The sequence below is a fragment of the Streptomyces sp. NBC_00984 genome, from assembly GCF_045162475.1.
Taxonomy (GTDB): domain Bacteria; phylum Actinomycetota; class Actinomycetes; order Streptomycetales; family Streptomycetaceae; genus Streptomyces.
In genome coordinates, this window is sequence record NZ_CP108734.1 from 6,965,758 (window position 1) to 6,988,518 (window position 22,761).

A 22,761-nucleotide genomic window follows, 5' to 3' on the forward strand; every position below is an offset into this window, starting at 1 on the left:
TCGTGTCAAACGGGCCCCGCCGTTGTCACCGCTCTCGCGTAGTCTCGGAGGAGTCAGCCGGAAGAGCCGGCCGGAAGAGCGGACTCGGCACCCGGGAAGCAATGGGGGGAGGGGGTCCACGTGCTCATCGACACGTACGACCGGGTGGCCACCGACCTGCGCGTCTCGCTGACCGACCGGTGCAATCTGCGGTGTACGTACTGCATGCCGGAAGAGGGCCTGCAATGGCTGGCCAAGCCCGACCTGCTCAGTGACGACGAGATCGTCCGGCTGATCCGTATCGCCGTCACCCGGCTCGGCATCACCGAGGTCCGCTTCACCGGCGGCGAGCCGCTGCTGCGCCCCGGGCTCGTCTCCATCGTCGAGCGCTGCGCGGCCCTCGACCCGCGTCCCAGGATGTCACTCACCACCAACGGCATCGGTCTCAGGCGCACCGCCGCCGCACTCGAGGCCGCAGGTCTTGACCGGGTCAACGTCTCGCTGGACACCCTGCGCCCCGACGTCTTCAAGACCCTCACCCGCCGCGACCGCCACCACGACGTGCTGGCCGGCCTCGAAGCCGCCCGCGACGCCGGGCTCACCCCGGTCAAGGTCAACACCGTCCTGATGCCGGGGCTCAACGACGACGAGGCCCCCGAGCTGCTCGCCTGGGCCGTCGAGCAGGGCTACGAGCTCCGCTTCATCGAGCAGATGCCGCTCGACGCCCAGCACGGCTGGAAGCGCGACGGCATGATCACGGCAGGCGACATACTCCGGTCGCTGCGCACCCGCTTCACCCTCACCGAGGAGGGCGACGGGGAGCGCGGCTCCGCCCCGGCCGAGCGCTGGATCGTCGACGGCGGCCCCCACCGGGTCGGCGTCATCGCCTCCGTCACCCGCCCCTTCTGCCGGGCCTGCGACCGGACCAGGCTCACCGCCGACGGCCAGGTGCGCACCTGCCTCTTCGCCCGAGAGGAGACCGATCTGCGCGGCGCCCTGCGCTCGGACGCGCCGGACGAGGAGATCGCCCGGATCTGGACCCTCGCGATGTGGGGAAAGAAGGCCGGATCCGGTCTGGACGACCCGTCCTTCCTGCAGCCCGACCGGCCCATGTCGGCGATCGGCGGCTGACGCCGGTCCGGCCCTACCCCCGGTCGGCGCGGGACTCCCACTCCGCCAGCGTCACGACATCCTTGAGGAAACCCCTGACGTCGAGGAACGAGGAGAGGTGCTCCCGGTGTTCCTCGCAGGCCAGCCAGGTCTTGCGACGCTCCGGGGTGTGCAGCTTCGGGTTGTTCCAGGCGAGCACCCATACGGCGTCGGCCCGGCAGCCCTTGGCGGAACAGATGGGTGCGGCGGCAGCGCTCTCGGCCGCGGATTCAGGGGAGTTCACGGACTCAACCCTAGGTCAGCACCGGTGCGGGCCCCTGGCCCGGCCCACGAGGCCGACGCCCGACCGCATCCCCGGCCGGAGAAAAACGACGCCGAGCAGCCACGGGGGGAGCTGCCCGGCGTCGGTCCGTCGCTCCGACGGGGGATGCGGAGCGCTTACGAAGTATGTCACGCAGACCGGGGTGCGGTGCACCGTAACTTCATGATTGATCTGAGGTTTTCTTGAGGATCGAGTGCCGTGCGCACCCGACCGGGCTCAGACCGATTCCCCGCCGCGGCGGACCCCGTCACCCTCCGGGCCGGATTCCGCGGCACCGGCCGCAGGCGCCGCGTCGAGTTCCGGCCGCATAGGTGCCGGTACGAAGGTGGAGGGAAGCGAAGGGGTGTTCTCCCGGCCCGCGTTGGCGATGACCACCGCCACGTACGGGAGCAGCACACCGAGCGCGAGCGCCACGACCGCGACATACCGCTCGACGTTCCACAGCACCGCGGCCAGGACCACCGAAACCGTCCGTACGGACATCGAGATCACATAGCGCCGCTGCCTGCCGCGCACATCGTCCGCGAGCCCCTGCCGGGCCCCCGTGATCCGGAAGACCTCGCCACCGCTCTGCTTCCGCATCACGTCTCCCTCACCCTTCCCCCAGCGCCTCGGGTCTCTCGTTCGAAAGACCCTGGCGGGCCGGGGGACACCTCATTCCTGCGCCGGACACTCCCCGGACCGGACCGGATCCACGGTACGCCCGGCACCCGACGGCTTCGAGACCGGGGCACGCCCTGTTCGTACATATCGGTACCCGCGCCGCACGTACGGACCCCTCCGGCATGCGGTGCGCGGCCCGCGGGCCGAGACTGGGCGCACATGCGCGACATCGCGTCGCACGAGGAGGCGACATGGGCTGGTTGTGGGCAATCATCGTGGGCCTGGTGCTCGGTCTGATCGCGAAGGCGATCCTGCCCGGCAAACAGAGCATCCCACTCTGGCTGACGATCATTTTCGGCATCATCGGCAGCGTCCTCGGCAACGCCGTCGCCACCTGGATCGGTGTCAACGACACCAAGGGCATCGACTGGATCCGCCATCTGCTCCAGCTGATCGGTGCGGTGGTGGTCGTCGGCGTCGGCGACATGCTGTGGGCCTCGTTCCGCGGTTCCAGGCACAAGACCTGAGCCACCGGGCACGACGCACTGCGGCCGGACACGCGTGACGCGTGTCCGGCCGCAGTGCGTGTACGGTCCGGGATCAGCCGGTGACCTCGACGGCGGCGAGGTTCTTCTTGCCCCGGCGCAGCACCAGCCAGCGCCCGTGCAGCAGTTCCTCGCGGGCCGGTGCGCTCTCGCCGTCCGTGACCTTGACGTTGTTCACGTACGCACCGCCCTCCTTCACCGTGCGGCGGGCGCCCGACTTGCTCGGCGCCAGGCCGACCTCCACCAGGAGATCCACCAGCGGGCCGAGCTCGGTGACCCGGGCGTGCGGCACCTCGGACAGCGCGGCACCCAGTGTCGCCTCGTCCAGCTCGCCGAGCTCGCCCTGACCGAAGAGCGCCTTCGACGCGGCGATGACCGCGGCGCACTGGTCCGCGCCGTGCACCAGCGTCGTCAGCTCCTCGGCCAGCGCGCGCTGTGCCGTCCGGGCCTGCGGACGCTCCTCGGTGACCTTCTCCAGCTCCTCCAGCTCGGCAGGGCTCTGGAAGCTGAGGATGCGCATGTAGCGGGAGACGTCGCGGTCGTCCACGTTCAGCCAGAACTGGTAGAACGCGTACGGCGTGGTCATCTCCGGGTCGAGCCAGACGGCGCCGCTCTCGGACTTGCCGAACTTGGTGCCGTCCGCCTTCGTCATCAGCGGGGTCGCCAGCGCGTGCACCTCGGCGCCCGGCTCCAGGCGGTGGATCAGGTCGAGACCCGCGGTGAGGTTGCCCCACTGGTCGCTGCCGCCCTGCTGGAGGGTGCAGCCGTGGCGCCGGTACAGCTCCAGGAAGTCCATGCTCTGGAGCAGCTGGTAGCTGAACTCGGTGTAGCTGATGCCCTCGTCGGACTCCAGCCGCCGGGCGATGGACTCCTTGGTGAGCATCTTGTTGACCCGGAAGTGCTTGCCGATGTCCCGCAGGAACTCGATCGCGGACATGCCCGCGGTCCAGTCCAGGTTGTTCACCATGACCGCCGCGTTCTCGCCCTCGAAGGACAGGAACGGCTCGATCTGGGACCGCAGCCGCGACACCCAGGCGGCGATCGTCTCCGGATCGTTCAGCGTGCGCTCCGCGGTCGGCCGCGGGTCACCGATCTGACCGGTGGCCCCGCCCACCAGGGCGAGCGGACGCAGACCGGCCCGCTGGAGCCGGCGCATGGTGAGCACCTGCACCAGATGGCCGACGTGCAGACTCGCCGCGGTGGGGTCGTAGCCGCAATAGAAGGTGACGGGACCGTCCGCGAGAGCCTTGCGCAGTGCGTCCTCATCAGTGGACTGGGCGAACAGCCCACGCCACTTCAGCTCGTCGACGATGTCCGTCACGGTTCCATGTCTCCTCAGCTACGTGTATCGAAAGGCAACAGTCAGTCTAGGCGGGTCACACGCCCGGGCTCACCGAGCTCATGTTGAAGTCCGGGATCCGCAGCGCGGGCATGGCGGCCCGGGTGAACCAGTCGCCCCACTCGCGCGGCAGCGTCTTCTCCGTACGGCCCGCTTCCGTGGCCCGCGACAGCAGATCCACCGGCGACTCGTTGAACCGGAAGTTGTTCACCTCGCCGACGACCTCGCCGCCCTCGACGAGATACACCCCGTCGCGGGTCAGCCCGGTCAGCAGGAGTGTCGCCGGATCGACCTCCCGGATATACCACATGCAGGTCAGCAGCAGCCCGCGGCCGGTCGTCGCGGCCACCATCTCCTCCAGGGACTGCTCACCGCCGCCCTCCAGCACCAGGTTGTCGATCGTCGGCGCGACCGGCTGCCCGGTCAGCCCCGCCGTGTGCCGGGTGGTCGTCAGGTGCTCCAGCCGGCCGTCCCGGATCCAGTCGGTCGGCGTCAGCGGCAGACCGTTGTCGAAGACGGAGGCGCTGTCCCCGGAGGCATGGGCGATCACGAACGGCGCCGACTCCAGGCCCGGTGCGTGCGGGTCGCTGCGCAGCGACAGCGGCAGCTCGGACAGTGTTTCGCCGATCCTCGTCCCGCCGCCCGGCTTGGAGAACACCGTCCGGCCCTCCGCGGCGTCCCGTGCCGTCGACGACCACAGCTGGTAGATCAGCAGATCGGCCACGGCGGTCGGCGGCAGCAGCGTCTCGTACCGCCCGGCGGGCAGCTCGATACGGCGTTCCGCCCAGCGCAGCCGCTGCGCCAGCTCCGCGTCGAGCTCGGCCGGATCGACATCCTTGAAGTCGCGCGTGGAGCGGCCCGCCCAGGTCGAACGGGTCCGGTCGGGCGACTTGGCGTTGAGCTCCAGCGTCCCGGTCGGCTGGTCGTGGCGCAGCCGCAGCCCCGTCGACGTACCGAGGTAGGTCGAGGTCAGCTGGTGGTGGGCGAAGCCGTACAGCTCACGGCCGCCGGAGCGGGCGCGGGCGAAGGCGTCGCCGAGCGCCGGGGCGAACTCCGCGAAGACGTCCGAGTCCGTCTCGGCCGGTGCGTCCGTGAAGCCGGGCGACGTGGGCACCCCGGTGACCAGCGGCTGTGCGTCTTCCGCCGGACCGGCCCCGCGCGCCGCGGCCTCGGCGGCCCGCACCAGCGGCTCCAGGTCGTCAGCGGTGACCGCGGACCGCGACACCACCCCGGACGCGGTCCCCTGCGCACCGTCGACGGTCGCGATGACGGTCAGGGTCCGCCCCCGCGTCACCCCGTTCGTGGTGAGCGCATTGCCGGCCCAGCGCAGGTTCGCGGACGACTCCTCGTCGGCGATGACGACACAGCCGTCGGCGGTGGACAGTTCGAGCGCCCGCTCGACGATCTCGTGCGGCTTGCTGTTTTGCCTGCTCATCGACTGTCTCCAGTGCAGTGTGGACATGAGAGTTCCCTTGGCCGGGCCGTCGGGTCGCGGTCAGTCGACGGCGCCCGGGTGCGCCGTGTCGATGATGGCAAGGCATCAGCTGAGAAAAGAGAGCTTATCCGCCGCGGACCTGACAGTCTCGGCCTGCTGGGCGCAGCGATTCGAGACTGCTGTGTCGTAGTCATGTTCGATATGAACTCTGTTGAGTGAATGGCGAGTTGGGGATGCGGTGGCGTGTGCTTAGCTTCGTTGCGCACGTGTAGCCAATCGACATGCATGGGGTGAATTCGTGTGGCGGCCATCAAGCACGAAGACTGCGACTGCCCAGGGCGCAGGAAGCCGGACTGCGCTCACTTGACGTATCGCGTGGCATACCGCCAGGCCGGCGAATTGCGTGAGGTTCCTTTCAAGCGGCTCGAGGATGCGGAATCCTTCGCGATCGGGGTCGAACGACGTAAGGACCTGGGAGCACGGCTCGACCCCGAGGCGGGGCGGAGGGTCTTCGCAGATGTCTGGCGCGAGTGGGTCGAGGCCGGAGCTCTCGAAGAGTCGACGAAGCGGAACTACCAGAGTGTCTATGACAACCACTTCGGGCGGACATTCGGATCCATGGAGATGGCCGACATCGCACCCGCGGATATCGAGCGGTGGGAGGCGTACCAACGGGGACGCGGCTATGCGGAGAACGGTGTCAACGGTCGCAAGAACGTGCTCTCGTCCGTGTTCAACTACGCGGTGACGGCCGAGATCATTGGTCGGAACCCTTGCCGCAAGGTGAATCCTCACCGGCGTGCTGGGAGGCCGCTGACGCCGATCGGCGACGACGATATCCCGGCCATGGAGGAGGTGATGGGGATCATCGCAGAGGCCCCGAAACTGATCCGTGCCGGATTTTGGGCGATGGCGGGATGCGGGCTGCGTCCAGGCGAGGCCTTGGCGATCTCGAGTGCGTCGATGAACTGGGATCGCGGCATCCTCGCGGTGGACCATCAGGTGTCGGCGTACGGGTGCCAGGAGATCTCTGGCTCTCGCCGCGGTGTGAAGCGAGGAACCAAGAGCCGTGGCTCGGGCGAGGCGCGGAGGACCCCCGTCCCCCACTCCATCCGTCAGGTCTTCAACGATCACGTCGACGCGTTCGGGATGTGGGGTGACAGGGGATGGTTCTTCGAATCTCCGCGTCAGAACGACCGGCACCCGTCGTACGACTGGTTCCTGGCCCAGTTCAAGGTGGCGACAACGGCTGCGGGGACCCCGCGGTACACCCCCAAGAGCTTCCGGCACTTCTTCGTCTCCGAGGCGATCCACTCTGGTATCCCGCTCTTCGAGATCGCGGCGTGGGTCGGGCACCGCACTACCCGCACGACGGAACTGATCTACGGACACCTGGTGCGAAGGTCGATGCACCAGGGGGCGCTCGTCATGCACAACCGCCTTGGGCTGGATCTCGCGCCTCTCCAGGGGAGCATTCCGTTGCCGAGTCTGCATCCGTCCGGCGAAGCCGCCGACGACCAAGACGATGCCGCATGATTGCATGTCGCACCGCCGCGTCAGGAGCGTCCTGACTCGCTCGAGGTGTTGAGGATGTTCACACCCCGGAACAGAGCCGTTGGGCAGCCGTGCGAGACGGCTGCGACTTGGCCGGGCTGAGCCTTCCCGCAGTTGAAGGCTCCACCGAGCACGTACGTCTGGGGGCCGCCGACTGCTGTCATGGAGCCCCAGAATTCCGGGGTCGTCCCCTGGTAAGCGACATCCCGGATCTGGCCGACGAGACGGCCGTCCCGGATCGCGTACGCCCGTTGCTGAGTGAATTGAAAGTTGTACCTCTGCATGTCGATCGACCATGACCGGTCGCCGACCACATAGATCCCGCGCTCCACCCCGCCGATCAGATCCTCCGTGGACAGCCCGCCCGAATCCGGCTGCAGCGACACGTTAGCCATCCGCTGCACGGGGACATGGCCCGGCGAGTCCGCGTACGCGCAGCCGTTGGAACGGCCCAGCCCCGTCAGCTTCGCGATCCGCCGGTCCAGCTGGTACCCGACCAGCGTCCCGTCCTTGATCAGGTCCCAGGACTGCGCCTCGACCCCTTCGTCGTCGTACCCGATGGTCGCGAGCCCGTGCTCGGCGGTGCGGTCGCCCGTCACATTCATCACGGGGGAGCCGTACGTCAGCTTCCCCAGCTGGTCGAAGGTGGCGAACGAGGTCCCGGCGTACGCCGCCTCGTAGCCCAGCGCCCGGTCCAGCTCGGTGGCGTGGCCGATCGACTCGTGGATGGTCAGCCAGAGGTTGGACGGGTCGACGACCAGGTCGTACGTCCCCGCCTCGACGCTCGGCGCCCGCATCTTCTCGGCCAGCAGCCCGGGAATCCGCTCCAGCTCGTCGTCCCAGTCCCAGCCGGTCCCGGTCAGGTACTCCCAACCGCGGCCCACCGGCGGGGCGATCGTCCGCATCGAGTCGAACTCACCGGTGGTCCCGTCCACGGCGACCGCGGTGAACTGCGGATGCAGCCGCACCCGCTGCTGGGTGGTCACGGTGCCGGCCGTGTCCGCGTAGAACTTGTTCTCGTGGACGGTCATCAGCGAGGCGTCCACATGCGCGACGCCCTCGGCGCCCAGGAGCCGACCGCTCCAGTCGGCGAGCAGCGCCGCCTTCTCCTCGGCCGGTACATCGAACGGGTCGACGTCGTACGCCGAGACCCAGGTCCGCTCGCCGTGCACCGGCTCGTCCGCCAGCTCGACCTGCTCGTCGGAGCCGGCCGCCGCGATCACCTTGGCCGACAGCTTCGCCATGGCGACGGCCTGCGAGGCCACCTTCGCCGCGGCGTCCATCGTCAGATCCACGCCGGACGCGAAGCCCCACGCCCCGCCGTGCACCACCCGCACCGCGTACCCGAGATCGGTGGTGTCCGAGGACCCGGCGGGCCGGGCGTCCCGCAGCCGCCAGGACGCGCTGCGCACCCGTTCCAGGCGGAAGTCGGCATGCACGGCACCCAGCGCACGCGCGCGGGCGAGCGCCGCGTCGGCGAGGGCCCGCAGCGGCAGGGCCAGGAATGACTGATCTACCTCGTGGGGCACAGGGAATTCCCTTCTCGATACACCACGGAAGTGAATCACGCCGGACGGTGACCGCACCGGGGGTTAACCGGACACCGCCGCCGCGGGCCGGACGCAACGTGGCCCGACGGACGACCCTCTGTAGGAATCCCACAGTGCCCGGGGGAAGGCGCTGTCAGGGGCCGATTGCTCGTGGAGCACCTGGTACCGATAGGTTTTCGAGGTACCAGACCGCTATCGAAAGGGTGATCCGTTGAGCCGCTCGGTTCTCGTCACCGGAGGAAACCGGGGCATCGGCCTCGCCATCGCCCGCGCTTTCGCCGACAACGGCGACAAGGTCGCGATCACCTACCGCTCCGGCGAGCCGCCCGCGGCGCTCACCGAGGCCGGTGTTCTCGCGGTCCGTTGCGACATCACCGATGCCGAGCAGGTGGAGCAGGCCTACAAGGAGATCGAGGAGAAGCACGGTCCCGTGGAGGTGCTGGTCGCCAACGCCGGTATCACCAAGGACCAGTTGCTGATGCGGATGTCCGAGGACGACTTCACGTCCGTCGTCGACACCAACCTCACCGGCGCCTTCCGGGTCGTCAAGCGCGCCAACCGCGGCATGCTGCGCGCCAAGAAGGGCCGCGTCGTCCTCATCTCCTCCGTCGTCGGGCTCCTCGGCTCGGCCGGGCAGGCGAACTACGCCGCGTCCAAGGCGGGTCTGGTCGGCTTCGCCCGGTCGCTGGCCCGCGAGCTCGGTTCCCGGAACATCACTTTCAACGTCGTCGCGCCCGGTTTTGTCGACACCGACATGACGCAGGTGCTCACCGAGGAGCAGCGCAAGGGCATCGTGTCCCAGGTGCCGCTCGGCCGCTACGCGCAGCCCGAGGAGATCGCCGCCGCGGTGCGCTTCCTCGCCTCCGACGACGCGTCGTACATCACTGGAGCCGTCATCCCCGTTGACGGCGGATTGGGCATGGGTCACTGATCACCATGAGCGGAATTCTCGACGGCAAGCGCATCCTCATCACAGGTGTGCTGATGGAGTCGTCCATCGCTTTCCATGCCGCGAAGGTGGCCCAGGAGCAGGGCGCCGAAGTCATCCTGACCGCGTTCCCCCGGCCCACGCTGACGGAGCGCATCGCCAAGAAGCTGCCGAAGCCGGTCAAGGTCATCGAGCTGGACGTGACCAACACCGAGCACCTGGACCGCCTGGAGGGCCTGGTCCGTGACGAGCTCGGCTCGCTCGACGGCGTCGTCCACTCCATCGGCTTCGCGCCGCAGGACGCGCTCGGCGGCAACTTCCTCAACACCCCGTTCGAGTCCGTCGCCACGGCGATGCACGTCTCGGCGTTCTCGCTGAAGTCGCTCGCCATGGCCTGCAAGCCGCTGATGAGCGAGGGCGGCTCGATCGTCGGCCTCACCTTCGACGCGCAGTTCGCCTGGCCGCAGTACGACTGGATGGGCCCGGCCAAGGCCGCGCTGGAGGCCACCTCCCGCTACCTCGCCCGCGACCTGGGCAAGGACGACATCCGCTGCAACCTGATCTCCGCCGGACCGATCGGCTCCATGGCCGCGAAGTCCATCCCGGGCTTCTCCGAGCTCGCGGACGTCTGGAACACCCGCTCCCCGCTGTCCTGGAACATGGCGGACCCGGAGCCGGCCGGCCGCGGCGTCGTCGCCCTGCTCTCGGACTTCTTCCCGAAGACGACGGGCGAGATCATCCACGTCGACGGTGGCGTGCACATGATGGGTGCCTGATCTCGTACGACAGGCTCTGACGCAGCCGCGTACCGCCTCCGAACAGGCGGTACGCGGCTGCGTCGTGTCCGCGCCCGGCTCCGGCCCGCTCGAGTCGAAAAGATGGTCGATCCACCGCAGAATGTGGTGAACCGGACTTCGGGTCGGGCTACGGGGAGGAGGTCGCCATGCGCTCCACACGTCGCCGGACCGGGATACTGCTGGCGGCCTCCATAGCCGTCGCCGGACTCGCCGCCCCGGTGGGGATATCCGTGGCGGGGCGGGCGGGAGCCGGGGCATCCACCCCTGACGCTCCCGCCTCGACGGACCCCGCCGGATCCGAGTGCCGTACGTCGGTCCGGGGCTCCAGCGTCGTCGCCTACTGCCACAACCCGTACCCCTCCACCGACCGCGTGCAACTGCACACCGAATGCCGCCGCTGGTGGGACATCGACGCCGACGCCCCCCCGGTCGACGTGGGCCCCGGGCGGACCGTGCGGCTCGACGACCGCTGCTGGAAGGAAGTCGGCTCCGTCTGGGTCACGCACCGGGTGCAGGGCTCGGTCTAGGTGTGCCGGACGGACCTCAGGCCCGGTCCACCAGACAGCTCAGCGCATGGCCCGCGGCCTCGGCCGCCGCCGTCTCCCCGTCCCCGGCCCGGATCGCCTCGACCAGCCTGCCGTGGTCCATGTGGTTCTCCGGCCGCAGCTCATGACCGATGTCGCCCCTGAGATAGTCGCGCAGCAGATCGCCCAGGTCGGCGTAGAGGCCGGTCAGCACGTCGTTGTGCGAGGCCGCGACCACGGCCAGGTGCAGCGTCGCGTCCGCCGCGACGAACGCCTCGGCGTCACCCGCGGCCCAGGTCTCCTCCCGGCGCGCCATGAGCGCGTCCAGCTGCTTCAGATCCCGCTCGGTGCGCCGGGCGGCGGCCAGCCTCGCCGCCGACGACTCCAGGGTGGAGCGCAGCTCGGCGACATGGCGCGGATCGGCGGAGGCGAAGCGGCGGTGCATCACCCCGGCCAGCTCGCTGGTGGCGACGACATAGGTGCCCGAACCCTGCCGGATGTCCAGCAGCCCGTTGTGCGCGAGGGCGCGCACGGCCTCCCGGACGGTGTTGCGGGCCACCCCCAGCTGCTCCACCAGCTCGGGCTCGGTGGGAATGCGTGACCCCACGGGCCACTCGCCCGAGGTGATCTGATTCCTGAGCTGGGCAATCACCTGGTCGGCGAGTGCCGAACGCCGCGGAGACGTCAGCGCCATGGTGCTCCTTGGTCGGGTTGCTGGGGTGATGAGTCGGGTTGCCGGTGCGGTGAGGAGTGACGGGAGTTGCTGTGCCTGGAGCGAATGGTCTCAGAGGGACCCTCGCGTGATTGGACAATCAATCATCCCATGATTCTATGATGGGCCTCATGCCCGACGACGAGACCCGGACCCTGAGCCCCGCCACCACGGTGGACGCCCCCACGAAACCCACGACCACGCAGACCCCGCAGGACCCGCGGACGGCACGGACCGCCGACGGGCCCTCTCCCTGGCTGCTCCGGCTGGTCGTCGTCGGGCTGGTCCTCACCGCGCTCAACCTCCGCCCCGCCATCACCAGCCTCGGCGCCCTCCTCGAAGAGGTACGGGACGGGCTGCACATGAGCGGCAGCGTCGCCGGCGTCCTCACCTCCGTACCGCCGCTCTGCTTCGCGGTCTTCGGCATCATGGCGCCGCGCCTCGCCCGCCGCTTCGGCCCGGGGGCGGTCGTCTGCGCCGGGATGATCGCCATCACCGCCGGTCTGGCGATCCGGCCGCTCGTCGGCGGGACGGCCGGCTTCCTCGCCGCGAGCGCCCTCGCCCTCATGGGCATCGCCGTCAGCAACGTCCTGATGCCGGTGATCGTCAAGCGCTGGTTCCCGGACCGGGTCGGCTCCATGACCGGGCTCTACTCGATGGCCCTGGCCCTCGGCACCTCGCTCGCCGCCGCGGTGACCGTGCCCATGACCAGCGCGCTGGGCGGCAGCTGGCGGCTGGGACTCGGCGTCTGGGCCGTGCTCGCCGCCGTCGCGATCCTGCCCTGGATCCCGGTGGTACGGGAGCGGAGCGGCGCCCCGGGACAGCCCGCCGCCCGGCACCCGGACACCCCGGCCCTCAGGATCACCCGCAGTCGTACCGCCTGGGGCCTCGCCTGCTTCTTCGGCCTGCAGGCCACCGCCGCGTACATCACCATGGGATGGATGCCGCAGATCTTCCGCGACGCCGGGGTCTCGGCCGGTACGGCGGGTGTGCTGCTCGCCGTGACCATGGCGATGGGCGTGCCGCTCGCCTTCGTCATCCCGAGGGTGGCGGCCCGGATGAAGAACCAGGGCCCCATCGTCGTCCTCCTCGGCAGCTGCGGCCTCATCGGCTACGCGGGCCTCTACTTCGCACCGGCCGGCGGGGCCTGGGCCTGGGCGCTGCTCCTCGGCATCTCGAACTGCTCCTTCCCGCTCGCCCTGACCATGATCGGCATGCGCTCGCGCACCGGCGCGGGAGTGGTCCGGCTGTCGGCGTTCGCCCAGTCCGTCGGCTACCTGATCTCGATCCCGGGACCGCTGCTGATCGGTGTGCTCTACCAGCACAGCGGCGGCTGGGAGCTGCCGATCGCACTGATGGCGGGCTTGATGGTGCCGCAGATGGCGGTCGGAATCCTGGCCGGACGGGACCGGACGATCGAGGACGAGTGCTGAGGTGCGAGACTGGGGCCATGTCTCCTGTGCTCGACCCGAATCCCCAGAACGGCCAGAAGAAGCTCCTCGTCGTACTCGGCGCGATGCTGCTGATCACCGTGATCGTCGCGGTGATCGCCTCGATCGCGTCCCCCTGAGCCGCGCGGCCGCGGTCGCCGATGGTGGGGTTAACCCCCGCGTCCCCTAGGGGGTCAGGGTCAGGGTGAAGTGGGTGGGTCGCCGGATGGGGCCCCCGGCCCCGGATCCGTAGGTTTTCGGTATCAGTACCGATGACCCTCGGAGGCGGACATGTCGGCCCGAACGCACACCCGGACCACCCACCCGGCCACGGGCGGTGTCGAGGTGCGGCTGCCGTGGTGGGCCATCGCGCTGCCCGCGCTCGCGTTTGCCGCACTGCTGCTGCTGATCGTGGGACCCGGCGAGGCGCACGCCGCGACCACCGACCCGGCGATCAGCCGGTTGCTCGCGCGAATCACGGCCCTGGTGACCGGCTGACGGTGTCCGCGCACCCCGCACGGGCCCTTCAACACCCTGCGCCGGGCGGCACATTTCGTGCGAAGCTGAGGTGTATGAGCGTCGATACACCTCGCAGGATCGTCCTTCTCAGGCATGCAAAGGCGGAATGGTCGCAGGACTCCGACCACGAGCGGCCGCTCGCGGAACGTGGCCGCAAGGATGCCCCCGTCGCAGGCCGCAAACTCGTCGACTCCGGGATCGACCTCGATCTGGCCCTCTGCTCCACCGCCACCAGGACGCGCGAGACGTGGAAGCTGGCCGTCCACGAGATGCCGCACCGCCCCAGGACGGTGTACGAGGAGCGGCTGTACGAGGCGTCCCTCGGTGAGCTCATCGCCCTGATCAACGAGACCCCCGACGATGTGCACGACCTCCTGGTCATCGGTCACAACCCCGGCATGCACGCGGTCGCCGACGCCCTCTCGGAATCGGCCGAGGGCGACGCCCTCACCCGGATGACCCGCGGCGGATTCCCCACCGCCGCGTTCGCCGTCGTCGAGTTCACCGGCTCCTGGAAGGGCGTGGAGCACGGAGTGGGCAGGCTGGTCGAGTACTGGACGCCCAACGACTGATCCCGCTGTCGTACGAGCAGGGCCCCGGTGCGGAAAGCACCGGGGCCCTGCTTCGTATGCGCGAATACGTCAGTGCCGGTACGCGCGAGCGCGTGAGCGCCGGTATGCGCGAGCGTGTGAGCGCCGGTATGCGCGAGCGCTCAGCGCCCGTACGCGCGAACGCCTCAGTCGACGAGACCGTCGGCGGCCTCGACCTCCTCGCGGGTGATGCCGAGCAGATACAGCACGGTGTCCAGGAACGGCACGTTCACCGCGGTGTGCGCGGCCTCGCGGACCACCGGCTTGGCGTTGAAGGCCACCCCGAGCCCGGCGGTGTTCAGCATGTCCAGGTCGTTCGCACCGTCACCGATCGCGACGGTCTGCGCCAGCGGCACCCCGGCCTGCGCGGCGAAACTGCGCAGCAGCCGGGCCTTGCCGGCCCGGTCGACGATGTCGCCGACGACCCGGCCCGTGAGCTTCCCGTCGACCACTTCCAAGGTGTTGGCAGAGGCGAAGTCGAGCCCGAGCCGTTCCTTCAGATCGTCGGTGACCTGGGTGAACCCGCCCGAGACGACACCCACTTGGTAGCCGAGCCGCTTCAGCGTACGGATCAGGGTGCGCGCGCCCGGCGTCAGCCGCACCTCGGCGCGCACCTTGTCCACCACCGACACATCGAGCCCGGCCAGCAGCGCCACGCGTGCGTGCAGCGACTGCTCGAAGTCGAGTTCGCCGCGCATCGCCTGCTCGGTCACCTCGGCGACCTTGTCCTCGCAGCCCGCGTGAGCGGCGAACAGTTCGATGACCTCGTCCTGGATGAGCGTCGAGTCGACGTCCATGACGACCAGCCGTTGCGCCCGGCGGCTCAGCCCGGCCGACACCACCGCGACATCGACACCGATGCCGGCGGCCTCCGTCGCCAGTGCGGTCCGCAGCTCCTCGGTCCCGGTACCGGACACCGCGAACTCGACTGCCGTGACCGGGTACTTCGCGAGCCGGAAGATCCGGTCGATGTTGCCGCCGGTGGAGGTGATCGTGGCCGCTATGGCGGCGGTCGACTCCGCGGTCAGCGGGTGCCCGAGCACCGTCACATGGGAACGCCCGTCGCCACGCGGCCGGTTGTCGCCCGTACCGGAGATGATCTCGGCCTGAAGCCTCAGCGAGTCGGCCCAGCTGTGCACGGTCGCCCGCAGGTCGCCCTCGGTGGTGCCGCCCGCGGTCGGGGCGGTGACCAGCGCGCACAGGACGATGCGGCCACGGGTGACGACCTGCTCGATGTCGACGACATCGACCGAGTAGGCGGCGAGGGTGTCGAAGAGCCCGGCGGTGATGCCGGGGCGGTCCTTCCCGAAGATCTTGACGAGAAGGGTGGGTGTGTCGGTGCCCCGACGGGACTCAGGGGGCTCAGGGGACTCAGGAGACGAGGAGGACCGAGGTGGCTGAGATGCGCTCATGGTGCTTCCACCGTATCGGTCCGCTCCGAGGCGCCGAAGGCCCGTCCCGAGGACCGGACAGCGCGTCGGCCCCGTACCCCCGCCCGGAGCACACGCGCGGTGACGGACCGCGCGCGTCCGGATCCGTCCGGTGGCCGGCGGACGGAATACGGGGGTCGGGCCGCCCTGGATGTCCCTTTTGCTAGCGGTTCGCGTGCACTCGGGGTACTTACCGCGCGCTGCTCCCTCTATTCGTGTCAGCACCGTAACGATGCAGGTCTCGGCAGGGTCTTCACCCCGCCCGACTTTCGTATCCGGGACTGCTCCTGGAATAGTTCCTCACGATGTTCAGCATCCCTAGGCTCCCTGTGATGGGGGCAATTCGGGGGACAACTAGTGGGGCGCGGAGTGCCGGAACTCGTACTGGAATTGAATGGAAGGACCTGGACGCTCGATCCGTCCAGGTCGTACACCCTCGGGCGCGATCCGCAGGGCGACCTGACGATCGACGACGCCAGGGTGTCGTGGCGGCATGCCACGATCAGCTGGGGGGGCCGGGGTTGGTTCATCGAGGACCACGGCAGCACCAACGGCACCTATGCGCAGGGCAGCCGGATCCAGCAGCTGGAGATCGGCCCCGGCTCCGTCGTGCATCTGGGCAATGCCACTGACGGCCCGCGGTTGAGCATCACCGCCGCGGCGGGCGCCGATGTGTACAGCGGGCAGGGCGCGGGCGCCCAGCAGGCCCCCGCCCAGCCCCAGCAGGGCGGCCCCGGCTGGCCCGGCCAGCAGGCACCCGCTCCGCAGCAGCCGCAGCCGCCGCAGCAGGGCTGGCAGCAGCAGGCCCCCCAGGGCCCGCCGCCGCAGCAGCCCGCGCAGCCGCAGGTTCCGCAGCAGCAGGGCATGGCGAGGACACCCGGCGCGGGCGGTCCCGGCGGGGCCGCGGGGGCCCCGCCGGTGTACGGCGACCGCAGTCCGACCACGTTCCACCGGCTGGACCTCGGCCGCGTGATGCGCATCGGCCGTGCGCTGGAGAACGAACTGGTCGTCTCCGACCTCCAGGTCTCGCGCCACCACGCCGAATTCCACGCGACCCCCGACGGCCGCTTCGAGATCCGTGACCTCGGATCCCACAACGGCACGTACGTCAACGGTCAGCCGCTCTCCAAGTCCGGCTCCGCGCTCATCGGCCCCAACGACATCGTCGGTGTCGGTCACTCGACCTTCCGCCTGGTCGGCGACCGGCTGGAAGAGTTCGTCGACACCGGTGAGGTCTCCTTCTCCGCCCGCCACCTCACGGTGACGGTCGACGGCGGGAAGCAGATCCTCAAGGACGTCTCCTTCGGCGTCCCGGAGAAGTCGCTCGTCGCGGTCATCGGTCCGTCGGGTTCCGGAAAGTCCACCCTGCTCAAGGCGCTCACCGGCTACCGGCCCGCCAACCAGGGCGACGTCCTCTACGACAACCGGAACCTGTACAAGCAGTTCGCCGAACTGCGCCAGCGCATCGGTCTGGTCCCGCAGGACGACATCCTGCACAAGGAACTCACCGTCACCAAGGCCCTCAAGTACGCGGCCAAGCTCCGCTTCCCCGCGGACACCACCGAGGCCGAGCGCCAGGCCCGGATCCTCGAAGTCCTCGCCGAGCTCAAGCTCGACATCCACAAGGACAAGAAGGTCACCTCGCTCTCCGGCGGGCAGCGCAAGCGCGTCTCCGTCGCCCTGGAGCTGCTCACCAAGCCGTCGCTGATCTTCCTGGACGAGCCGACCTCCGGCCTCGACCCGGGCATGGACCGCGATGTCATGCAGCTGCTGCGCGGACTGGCCGACGACGGCCGCACCGTCCTGGTCGTCACGCACTCCGTCGCCGAGCTGGCGATCTGCGACAAGCTGCTCGTCATGGCGCCGGGCGGGTCCGTCGCCTACTTCGGCCCGCCGGAAGAAGCGCTCAACTTCTTCGGCTACACCACCTGGGCCGACGTCTTCTCCGCGTTCGAGAACTACCGCGACTACGACTGGGCGGGCCGCTGGCGCGGTTCGCAGCACTACCAGATGTACGCCGCGGACATCGACGCCGTTGCCGCGCAGTCCGTCCACATGCCGCCCCCGCAGCAGATGCGCCCGCCGAAGCCGCAGAGCTGGTCGGCCCAGCTCTGGACGCTGATGCGCCGCTACGTCTCGGTGATCGCGTCCGACAAGGGCTTCATGGGCCTGATGGTGATCCTGCCCGCCGTGCTCGGCGTCGTCAGCGTGGTCATCCCGGCCAAGTTCGGCCTGGCCCCGCCGGACCCGCCGTCCCGGTTCAACAGCGCCGCCGGAACGATCATGCTGATCCTCGCGGTCGGCATGTGCTTCTCCGGCGCGGCCAACTCCGTACGAGAACTGATCAAGGAACGCGTCATCTACGAACGGGAACGGGCCACCGGCCTGTCCCGCTCCGCCTATCTGATGTCCAAGGTGATCGTCCTCGGCGTGATCACCGCCATCCAGGGCGTCATCATCTGCGGCATCGGCTTCGCCACCCGTGAGCTGCCGGCCGAGGGCCTGATCATGCCGCCGGCCGTCGAGATCTGCCTGACGATCATCGCGCTCGGCTTCACCTCGATGATGTTCGGCCTGGTGATCTCCTCGCTGGTGAAGACCGCCGAGAAGACCATGCCGCTGCTGGTCATGTTCGCGATCGTCCAGGTCGTCTTCACCGGCATCCTCTTCCAGGTGTACGGATCGCCCGGCCTGGAGCAGTTCGCCTGGCTGATGCCGTCCCGCTGGGCCATCGCCGGCGCGGGCACGACGCTGGACCTCTCGCACCTCATGGCACCTTGGGACCCGAAGAACCCGACCGATCTGGACCCGCTGTGGGAGCACTCGGCCGGCCAGTGGGGGATCAACATCTCGGTACTCCTGCTGCTCGGCATCATCTGCGGCGTCGTGGTCGCGCGACTGCTGCGCCGCCACGAGCCGGAGGTCATGCGCAAGTAGGCACCGCACGCCGAAGCCGAAGGGCGGCACCCCGCGCGGGGTGCCGCCCTTCGGCGTATGCGGATGCTGTCCGGCCGGGTGCTCCGCCGGTCAGTACGCGCTGTTGACGTTGTCGATCGAGCCGTACTTGTCGGCCGCGTAGTTGGCCGCGGCCGTGATGTTGGCGACCGGGTCGTAGATGTTCGACGAGGTGCCGGGGACGTGGTACGCGCTGAACGTCGGCTGGATGACCTGGAGCAGGCCGCAGGACGGGGTGCCGTTCTGGGCGTTGATGTCCCAGCCGTTGACCGCGTTCGGGTTACCGGTCGACTCACGCATGATGTTGCGGTGCAGACCGTTGTACGAGCCGGGGATGCCGTGGGCCCGCATGATGTCCAGGGCCTGGTTGATCCAGCCGTCCAGGTTGTTGGCGTAGACCGGGGTGCGGGCCTCGGAGCGGCTGGCGGCCTGCGTCTCGGAGCGCTTCGCGGCGACGGCCTCGGCCTTCACCTTGGCGGCGGCCCTGGCCTTCGCCTCGGCCTTCGCCTTCGCCTGGGCCTCGACCTCGGCGGCCTTGGCCTTCGCGGCGGCGGCCTTCTTGGCCCTGGCGAGGTCGGCGGCCTTCACCAGCTTCTCGGCGGTGGAGTGCTGCTCGATGATGCTGGCCTGCACGGCCTTGGCCTGCGGAGTACCGGCAACCGACGCGAAGACCACGGGGGCGGCGGACACGGGGCTCTCGGCCTCGGGCTTGGGGTCGGCGTTGGCGGGGACGAGCGAGAACGAGAGCGCGGCGGCGGCCATGGCGGAGATACCCGCGACGGAGAGCTTCTGGGTCTTGTTCAGGCGACGACGACGGCCGAGGATGCTGGACACGGACATGCAGACTTACCTCTTCGTATTGCGGGAGTCCTCACGGAGGACGAAGACGGGAAGCGGCGTTTCGCATCTCCGTCGGGGACGAGTGCAATTCTTAGCGCCAGCAAAATCCGGTGGCAAAGGTGTGACGTACGAACCCCGGTAGTGGATCGGGACCCCGCTCGAACGTGTCGGGCCGCGCTCATGACCACTGATGTGGTGCTTACGTGTCCACTAGCAGGCTTCGTAAGTGACGTGGGTCCTATGCGCGGCCTCACATCGGCCGGGTAACAACCTGACCAACCGTTGCGTCAGCAATCCGGAGTGTCAGATTCCGGCTCCGGGGCGGCCGCGCGACGCGGTCGCCGCTCCGGTGCGCGGGCGGCCGGACCTAGGGCCTGCGCCCTAATCCCCGGCCGTCCACAGGCCGATACGGCGATCGGACCCCCGCCGGTACGGTGAGGCCATGAGCCATCGCCCACCGTCGGGTCTCGCAGCCGTGAGCGCCGCGCTGCTCGCCATGAGCCGGCATCTCGAAGTACGCGACGTCCTGAAGACGATCGTCGCCTCGGCCCGCGAACTGCTGGACGCCGAGTACGCCGCCCTGGGCGTCCCCGACGATCACGGGGGCTTCGCCCAGTTCGTCGTCGACGGCGTCAGCGATGAGCAGTGGAAGGCCATCGGCCCGCTGCCCAGACAGCACGGCATCCTCGCCGCGATGCTCCACGAGGCGAAGGCCGAGCGCCTCGCCGATGTCCGCAAGGACCCCCGTTTCGAGGGCTGGCCCGCCGCCCACCCCGACATGTCCGACTTCCTCGGCCTGCCCATCAGGGACGGCGAAGAGATCATCGGCGCGCTCTTCCTCGCCAACAAGGGCTGCCCCAAACCCGAGGGCAGCTGCGGCTTCACCGCCGAGGACGAGGAACTGCTGGCCATCCTCGCCCAGCACGCGGCGATCGCCCTGACCAACGCCCGCCTCTACGAGCGGAGCCGGGAGCTCACCATCGCCGAGGAGCGCTCCCGGCTCGCCCATGAGCTGCACGACGCGGTCAGCCAGAAGCTCTTCTCGCTGCGGCTGACGGCCCAGGCGGCCACCGCCCTGGTGGACCGTGACCCGGCCCGCGCCAAGGGCGAGCTCCAGCAGGTCGCCGCACTCGCCGCCGAAGCCGTGGACGAACTGCGCGCCGCCGTCGTCGAGCTGCGCCCCGCCGCACTCGACGAGGACGGTCTCATCGCCACCCTCCGCACCCAGATCCAGGTCCTGGACCGGGCCCACACGGCCCGGGTCACCTTCGAGAGCCTGGGCATACGGGCCCTGCCCGCCGCACAGGAGGAGGCGCTGCTCCGGGTCTCCCAGGAAGCCCTGCACAACGCACTGCGCCACTCCGGGGCGGAACACGTCGATGTCACGCTGGCCAGGCACGGCAGCGGGACGCTGCTGCGGATCACCGACGACGGCGGCGGCTTCGAACCCGCGGCGACCCGGCAGGCGGGCCGGCATCTGGGCCTGGTGTCGATGCGGGACCGCGCGAACGGTGTCGGCGGACGGCTCACCGTTGAATCGGCGCCCGGCAAGGGCACCACGATCGAGATGGAGGTACCCGGTGGCTGACAAGATCATCAGGGTGCTGCTGGTCGACGACCACCAGGTGGTCCGCCGCGGTCTGCGTACGTTCCTGGAGATCCAGGACGACATAGAAGTGGTCGGCGAGGCGGCCGACGGCGCCGAGGGGGTGGCCAGGACCGAGGAGCTCCGCCCCGACGTCGTCCTGATGGACATCAAGATGCCCGGCACCGACGGCATCGAGGCCCTGCGCAGGCTCCGCGAGCTGGAGAACCCGGCCAAGGTCCTCATCGTCACCAGCTTCACCGAGCAGCGCACCGTGGTCCCCGCCCTGCGCGCCGGAGCCTCCGGTTACGTGTACAAGGACGTCGACCCGGACGCCCTGGCCGGCGCCATCCGCTCGGTGTACGCGGGCCATGTCCTGCTCCAGCCGGAGGTCGCGGGAGCCCTGCTCGCCCAGGAGGACCCGGGCAGCGGTACGGGCCGGGGGAGCACGCTCACCGAACGGGAACGGGAGGTGCTGGGCCTGATCGCCGACGGCCGTTCCAACCGCGAGATCGCGCGGGCGCTGGTCCTCTCCGAGAAGACCGTCAAGACACACGTCTCGAACATTCTGATGAAGCTGGATCTCTCGGACCGGACCCAGGCGGCTCTCTGGGCCGTCCGGCATGGGGCGGCGGGCTGACCGGCAGCGAAGCGGACTCTCTTCTTCCGGACTGAGATTCATACTGTCGGGTGGATGTCACCCGGACGGCGCAACCCGTTCGACTCCGAGGCGTTCTCCAGGGCGCTGCGGCGGCTGGCCGCAGCCACGCTAGGAGGATCCTGAAGTGAAGAACCTGAAGAAGGCCGCTGCCGTCACCATGATCGCCGGTGGAATCATCGCCGCCGGCGCGGGCGCGGCCTCCGCCACCGGACACGGCGCGGGCGCCCACGGTGTCGCGGCCCACTCCCCGGGCGTGGCCGGCGGCAACGTCGTCCAGGTCCCCGTGGACGTCCCGGTGAACGTGGTCGGCAACACGGTCAACGTGATCGGCCTGCTCAACCCGGCCTTCGGTAACCTCGGCCTGAACGGCTGACCGACCCCGGGGACAGGCCGAACCCACGGTCATACGTCGTCGGACGGGGCGCGTCGAGCCCGTCCGGCGACACCGGGAGCCCGCCCGGCCAGGGCCTACCGCTCGCGCTCCTCCACATACGCGTTGTACGCGGCGACCTGCGCCCGCCGGGCCACCCGCTCCACCGGCCGCAGCACCTCGCCCCGGGCCGCGATCTCCGAAGCGCTCACCGCGCCGCCGTGCCCGTTCTCGTACGCCACCGAGATCAGCAGCCCCACCCGCTGCGCGAGCTCCAGAACCCGCACCGCCCGCGGCGGGTACCCCGGAGCCAGCACCTCGCGCCCCCGCTCCGCCCGTGCCCGGTACGCGTCCACCGCCGCCTCGGCCACCGGCCCCGAACCGGCCACGTCCAACCGCGACAGCATCGCCGTCGCGTCCCGCAACCCCTCGGCGAGCTCCCGCTCCGCCTCGCTCAGCGACGGCACATCGGCCGGCGGCGCCTCCCGCACGGGCAGACAACGCCACACCACCTCGACGTGCAGATCCCCTTCCGGCCCCGCCTCACGCACCTCGGGAACCAGCCCGTACGGCGCACCGAAGGCCACCACCGCCTCCTCGGCCTCCAACGCCCGCGCGTTGAACTCCGGCGGACCGCTCAGCCCCAGCGGATGACCGGGCGCCGGCAACGCCACCCGGAATCCCGTCACCCCCAGACCCCGCAACCGCCCGAGCGCCAGCGTGAGCCCGACCGGCCCCGCCTCGCCCGGCAGTCCCTCGACACGGTGCACCGCGTCCTCCCCGACAATGGCGAGCGCCGCCTCGTCCGGCGACACCAGTCCCGCCAGAAGCGCGTTTCCCCAAGCGGCCAACAGCCCTGAGCGTGGTTCCGAAAGCATGGGAACAGCCTAGGGAACGGGCCCGGGGCCTGTCGTCACGCGGGCCCAGCGCCGGGACCACTCGTACGGTGGCGTAGATTTCCCTGGGAGCTGTGCCCACAGGCA

Annotated in this window: 23 protein-coding genes; 14 read left to right on the forward strand and 9 right to left on the reverse strand. The window is 69.8% G+C overall.

All coding sequences use genetic code 11. The features are described 5' to 3' along the window. Positions 1-120: 120 nt before the first annotated feature. Complete coding sequence (moaA, locus tag OG520_RS31160) at positions 121-1,110, forward strand: GTP 3',8-cyclase MoaA (RefSeq protein ID WP_406015360.1); 990 nt, start codon at positions 121-123, stop codon at positions 1,108-1,110. Positions 1,111-1,123: 13 nt separating this feature from the next. On the opposite strand, the gene OG520_RS31165 is transcribed toward moaA, so the two are convergent. Together OG520_RS31165 and OG520_RS31170 are read right to left on the reverse strand one after the other, a co-directional pair. After that, entirely contained in the window at positions 1,124-1,372 is a 249-nt protein-coding gene (locus tag OG520_RS31165) for a hypothetical protein (RefSeq protein WP_266421154.1), read from the reverse strand. 255 nt (positions 1,373-1,627) lie between these two features. Continuing rightward, the gene (locus OG520_RS31170) at positions 1,628-1,993 is read right to left on the reverse strand and encodes a DUF3099 domain-containing protein (RefSeq protein WP_406015361.1); all 366 of its coding nucleotides are present in this window, start codon (positions 1,991-1,993) and stop codon (positions 1,628-1,630) included. Positions 1,994-2,265: 272 nt separating this feature from the next. Here OG520_RS31170 and OG520_RS31175 point away from each other — a divergent pair, with 272 nt between their 5' ends. Continuing rightward, positions 2,266-2,541: a GlsB/YeaQ/YmgE family stress response membrane protein gene (locus OG520_RS31175; protein WP_266421159.1), complete on the forward strand. Its 276-nt coding sequence runs from the start codon at positions 2,266-2,268 to the stop codon at positions 2,539-2,541. Positions 2,542-2,614: 73 nt separating this feature from the next. On the opposite strand, the gene tyrS is transcribed toward OG520_RS31175, so the two are convergent. After that, positions 2,615-3,880 (reverse strand): tyrosine--tRNA ligase, encoded by a 1,266-nt coding sequence (gene tyrS / locus OG520_RS31180; RefSeq protein ID WP_399325490.1) that lies wholly within the window; start codon positions 3,878-3,880, stop codon positions 2,615-2,617. 55 nt (positions 3,881-3,935) lie between these two features. Further along, positions 3,936-5,333, reverse strand: a complete 1,398-nt coding sequence (locus OG520_RS31185; RefSeq protein WP_406016611.1) for a metallopeptidase TldD-related protein — start codon at positions 5,331-5,333, stop codon at positions 3,936-3,938. Positions 5,334-5,633: 300 nt separating this feature from the next. On the opposite strand from OG520_RS31185, the gene OG520_RS31190 reads away from it, so the two are divergent. Next, positions 5,634-6,869 (forward strand): tyrosine-type recombinase/integrase, encoded by a 1,236-nt coding sequence (locus tag OG520_RS31190; protein ID WP_406015362.1) that lies wholly within the window; start codon positions 5,634-5,636, stop codon positions 6,867-6,869. Between the two features lie 20 nt (positions 6,870-6,889). Here OG520_RS31190 and OG520_RS31195 read toward each other — a convergent pair whose 3' ends face one another. Beyond that, positions 6,890-8,416, reverse strand: coding sequence for a TldD/PmbA family protein (locus OG520_RS31195; RefSeq protein WP_406015363.1), 1,527 nt, complete (start codon positions 8,414-8,416; stop codon positions 6,890-6,892). Positions 8,417-8,648: 232 nt separating this feature from the next. Here OG520_RS31195 and fabG point away from each other — a divergent pair, with 232 nt between their 5' ends. From fabG to OG520_RS31210, 3 genes are all read left to right on the forward strand, one after another. Next, positions 8,649-9,368: a 3-oxoacyl-[acyl-carrier-protein] reductase gene (gene fabG, locus OG520_RS31200; protein ID WP_406015364.1), complete on the forward strand. Its 720-nt coding sequence runs from the start codon at positions 8,649-8,651 to the stop codon at positions 9,366-9,368. A gap of 5 nt (positions 9,369-9,373) precedes the next feature. After that, a complete protein-coding gene (gene fabI, locus OG520_RS31205; protein ID WP_266421172.1) occupies positions 9,374-10,141 on the forward strand; it encodes an enoyl-ACP reductase FabI in 768 nt (255 codons plus the stop codon). A gap of 167 nt (positions 10,142-10,308) precedes the next feature. After that, positions 10,309-10,689 (forward strand): hypothetical protein, encoded by a 381-nt coding sequence (locus OG520_RS31210; protein WP_406015365.1) that lies wholly within the window; start codon positions 10,309-10,311, stop codon positions 10,687-10,689. Positions 10,690-10,705: 16 nt separating this feature from the next. On the opposite strand, the gene OG520_RS31215 is transcribed toward OG520_RS31210, so the two are convergent. Further along, positions 10,706-11,380, reverse strand: a complete 675-nt coding sequence (locus OG520_RS31215) for a FadR/GntR family transcriptional regulator (RefSeq protein ID WP_389977530.1) — start codon at positions 11,378-11,380, stop codon at positions 10,706-10,708. Between the two features lie 149 nt (positions 11,381-11,529). Between OG520_RS31215 and OG520_RS31220 the strand changes: the two genes are divergently transcribed. From OG520_RS31220 to OG520_RS31235, 4 genes are all read left to right on the forward strand, one after another. After that, positions 11,530-12,831: a CynX/NimT family MFS transporter gene (locus OG520_RS31220; protein ID WP_399325480.1), complete on the forward strand. Its 1,302-nt coding sequence runs from the start codon at positions 11,530-11,532 to the stop codon at positions 12,829-12,831. Positions 12,832-12,857: 26 nt separating this feature from the next. Beyond that, a complete protein-coding gene (locus OG520_RS31225; protein WP_093539771.1) occupies positions 12,858-12,968 on the forward strand; it encodes an SGM_5486 family transporter-associated protein in 111 nt (36 codons plus the stop codon). Positions 12,969-13,119: 151 nt separating this feature from the next. After that, positions 13,120-13,326: a hypothetical protein gene (locus OG520_RS31230; protein WP_399325479.1), complete on the forward strand. Its 207-nt coding sequence runs from the start codon at positions 13,120-13,122 to the stop codon at positions 13,324-13,326. A gap of 74 nt (positions 13,327-13,400) precedes the next feature. Then, a complete protein-coding gene (locus OG520_RS31235) occupies positions 13,401-13,919 on the forward strand; it encodes a SixA phosphatase family protein (protein WP_389977536.1) in 519 nt (172 codons plus the stop codon). Between the two features lie 164 nt (positions 13,920-14,083). Here OG520_RS31235 and serB read toward each other — a convergent pair whose 3' ends face one another. Next, complete coding sequence (serB, locus tag OG520_RS31240; RefSeq protein ID WP_385331778.1) at positions 14,084-15,349, reverse strand: phosphoserine phosphatase SerB; 1,266 nt, start codon at positions 15,347-15,349, stop codon at positions 14,084-14,086. A gap of 375 nt (positions 15,350-15,724) precedes the next feature. On the opposite strand from serB, the gene OG520_RS31245 reads away from it, so the two are divergent. Further along, positions 15,725-18,304 (forward strand): FHA domain-containing protein, encoded by a 2,580-nt coding sequence (locus OG520_RS31245; protein WP_406015366.1) that lies wholly within the window; start codon positions 15,725-15,727, stop codon positions 18,302-18,304. A 90-nt stretch (positions 18,305-18,394) separates the two neighbouring features. Here the strand turns inward: OG520_RS31245 and OG520_RS31250 are convergent, their stop codons facing one another. Continuing rightward, entirely contained in the window at positions 18,395-19,162 is a 768-nt protein-coding gene (locus tag OG520_RS31250) for a transglycosylase SLT domain-containing protein (RefSeq protein WP_399325472.1), read from the reverse strand. A gap of 442 nt (positions 19,163-19,604) precedes the next feature. Between OG520_RS31250 and OG520_RS31255 the strand changes: the two genes are divergently transcribed. The 3 genes from OG520_RS31255 (at position 19,605) to OG520_RS31265 (ending at position 21,781) form a co-directional block, all read left to right on the forward strand. Next, on the forward strand, positions 19,605-20,750 hold the full coding sequence (locus OG520_RS31255; protein WP_406015367.1) for a GAF domain-containing sensor histidine kinase: 1,146 nt from the start codon (positions 19,605-19,607) through the stop codon (positions 20,748-20,750). Next, positions 20,743-21,387 (forward strand): response regulator transcription factor, encoded by a 645-nt coding sequence (locus tag OG520_RS31260; protein WP_266421199.1) that lies wholly within the window; start codon positions 20,743-20,745, stop codon positions 21,385-21,387. Before OG520_RS31255 ends, OG520_RS31260 begins: the two co-directional genes overlap by 8 nt. Before the next feature lie 145 nt (positions 21,388-21,532). Beyond that, positions 21,533-21,781 (forward strand): chaplin family protein, encoded by a 249-nt coding sequence (locus OG520_RS31265; protein WP_399325468.1) that lies wholly within the window; start codon positions 21,533-21,535, stop codon positions 21,779-21,781. Positions 21,782-21,876: 95 nt separating this feature from the next. On the opposite strand, the gene OG520_RS31270 is transcribed toward OG520_RS31265, so the two are convergent. Beyond that, complete coding sequence (locus tag OG520_RS31270; protein ID WP_406015368.1) at positions 21,877-22,656, reverse strand: hypothetical protein; 780 nt, start codon at positions 22,654-22,656, stop codon at positions 21,877-21,879. Between the last annotated feature and the right edge of the window lie 105 nt (positions 22,657-22,761).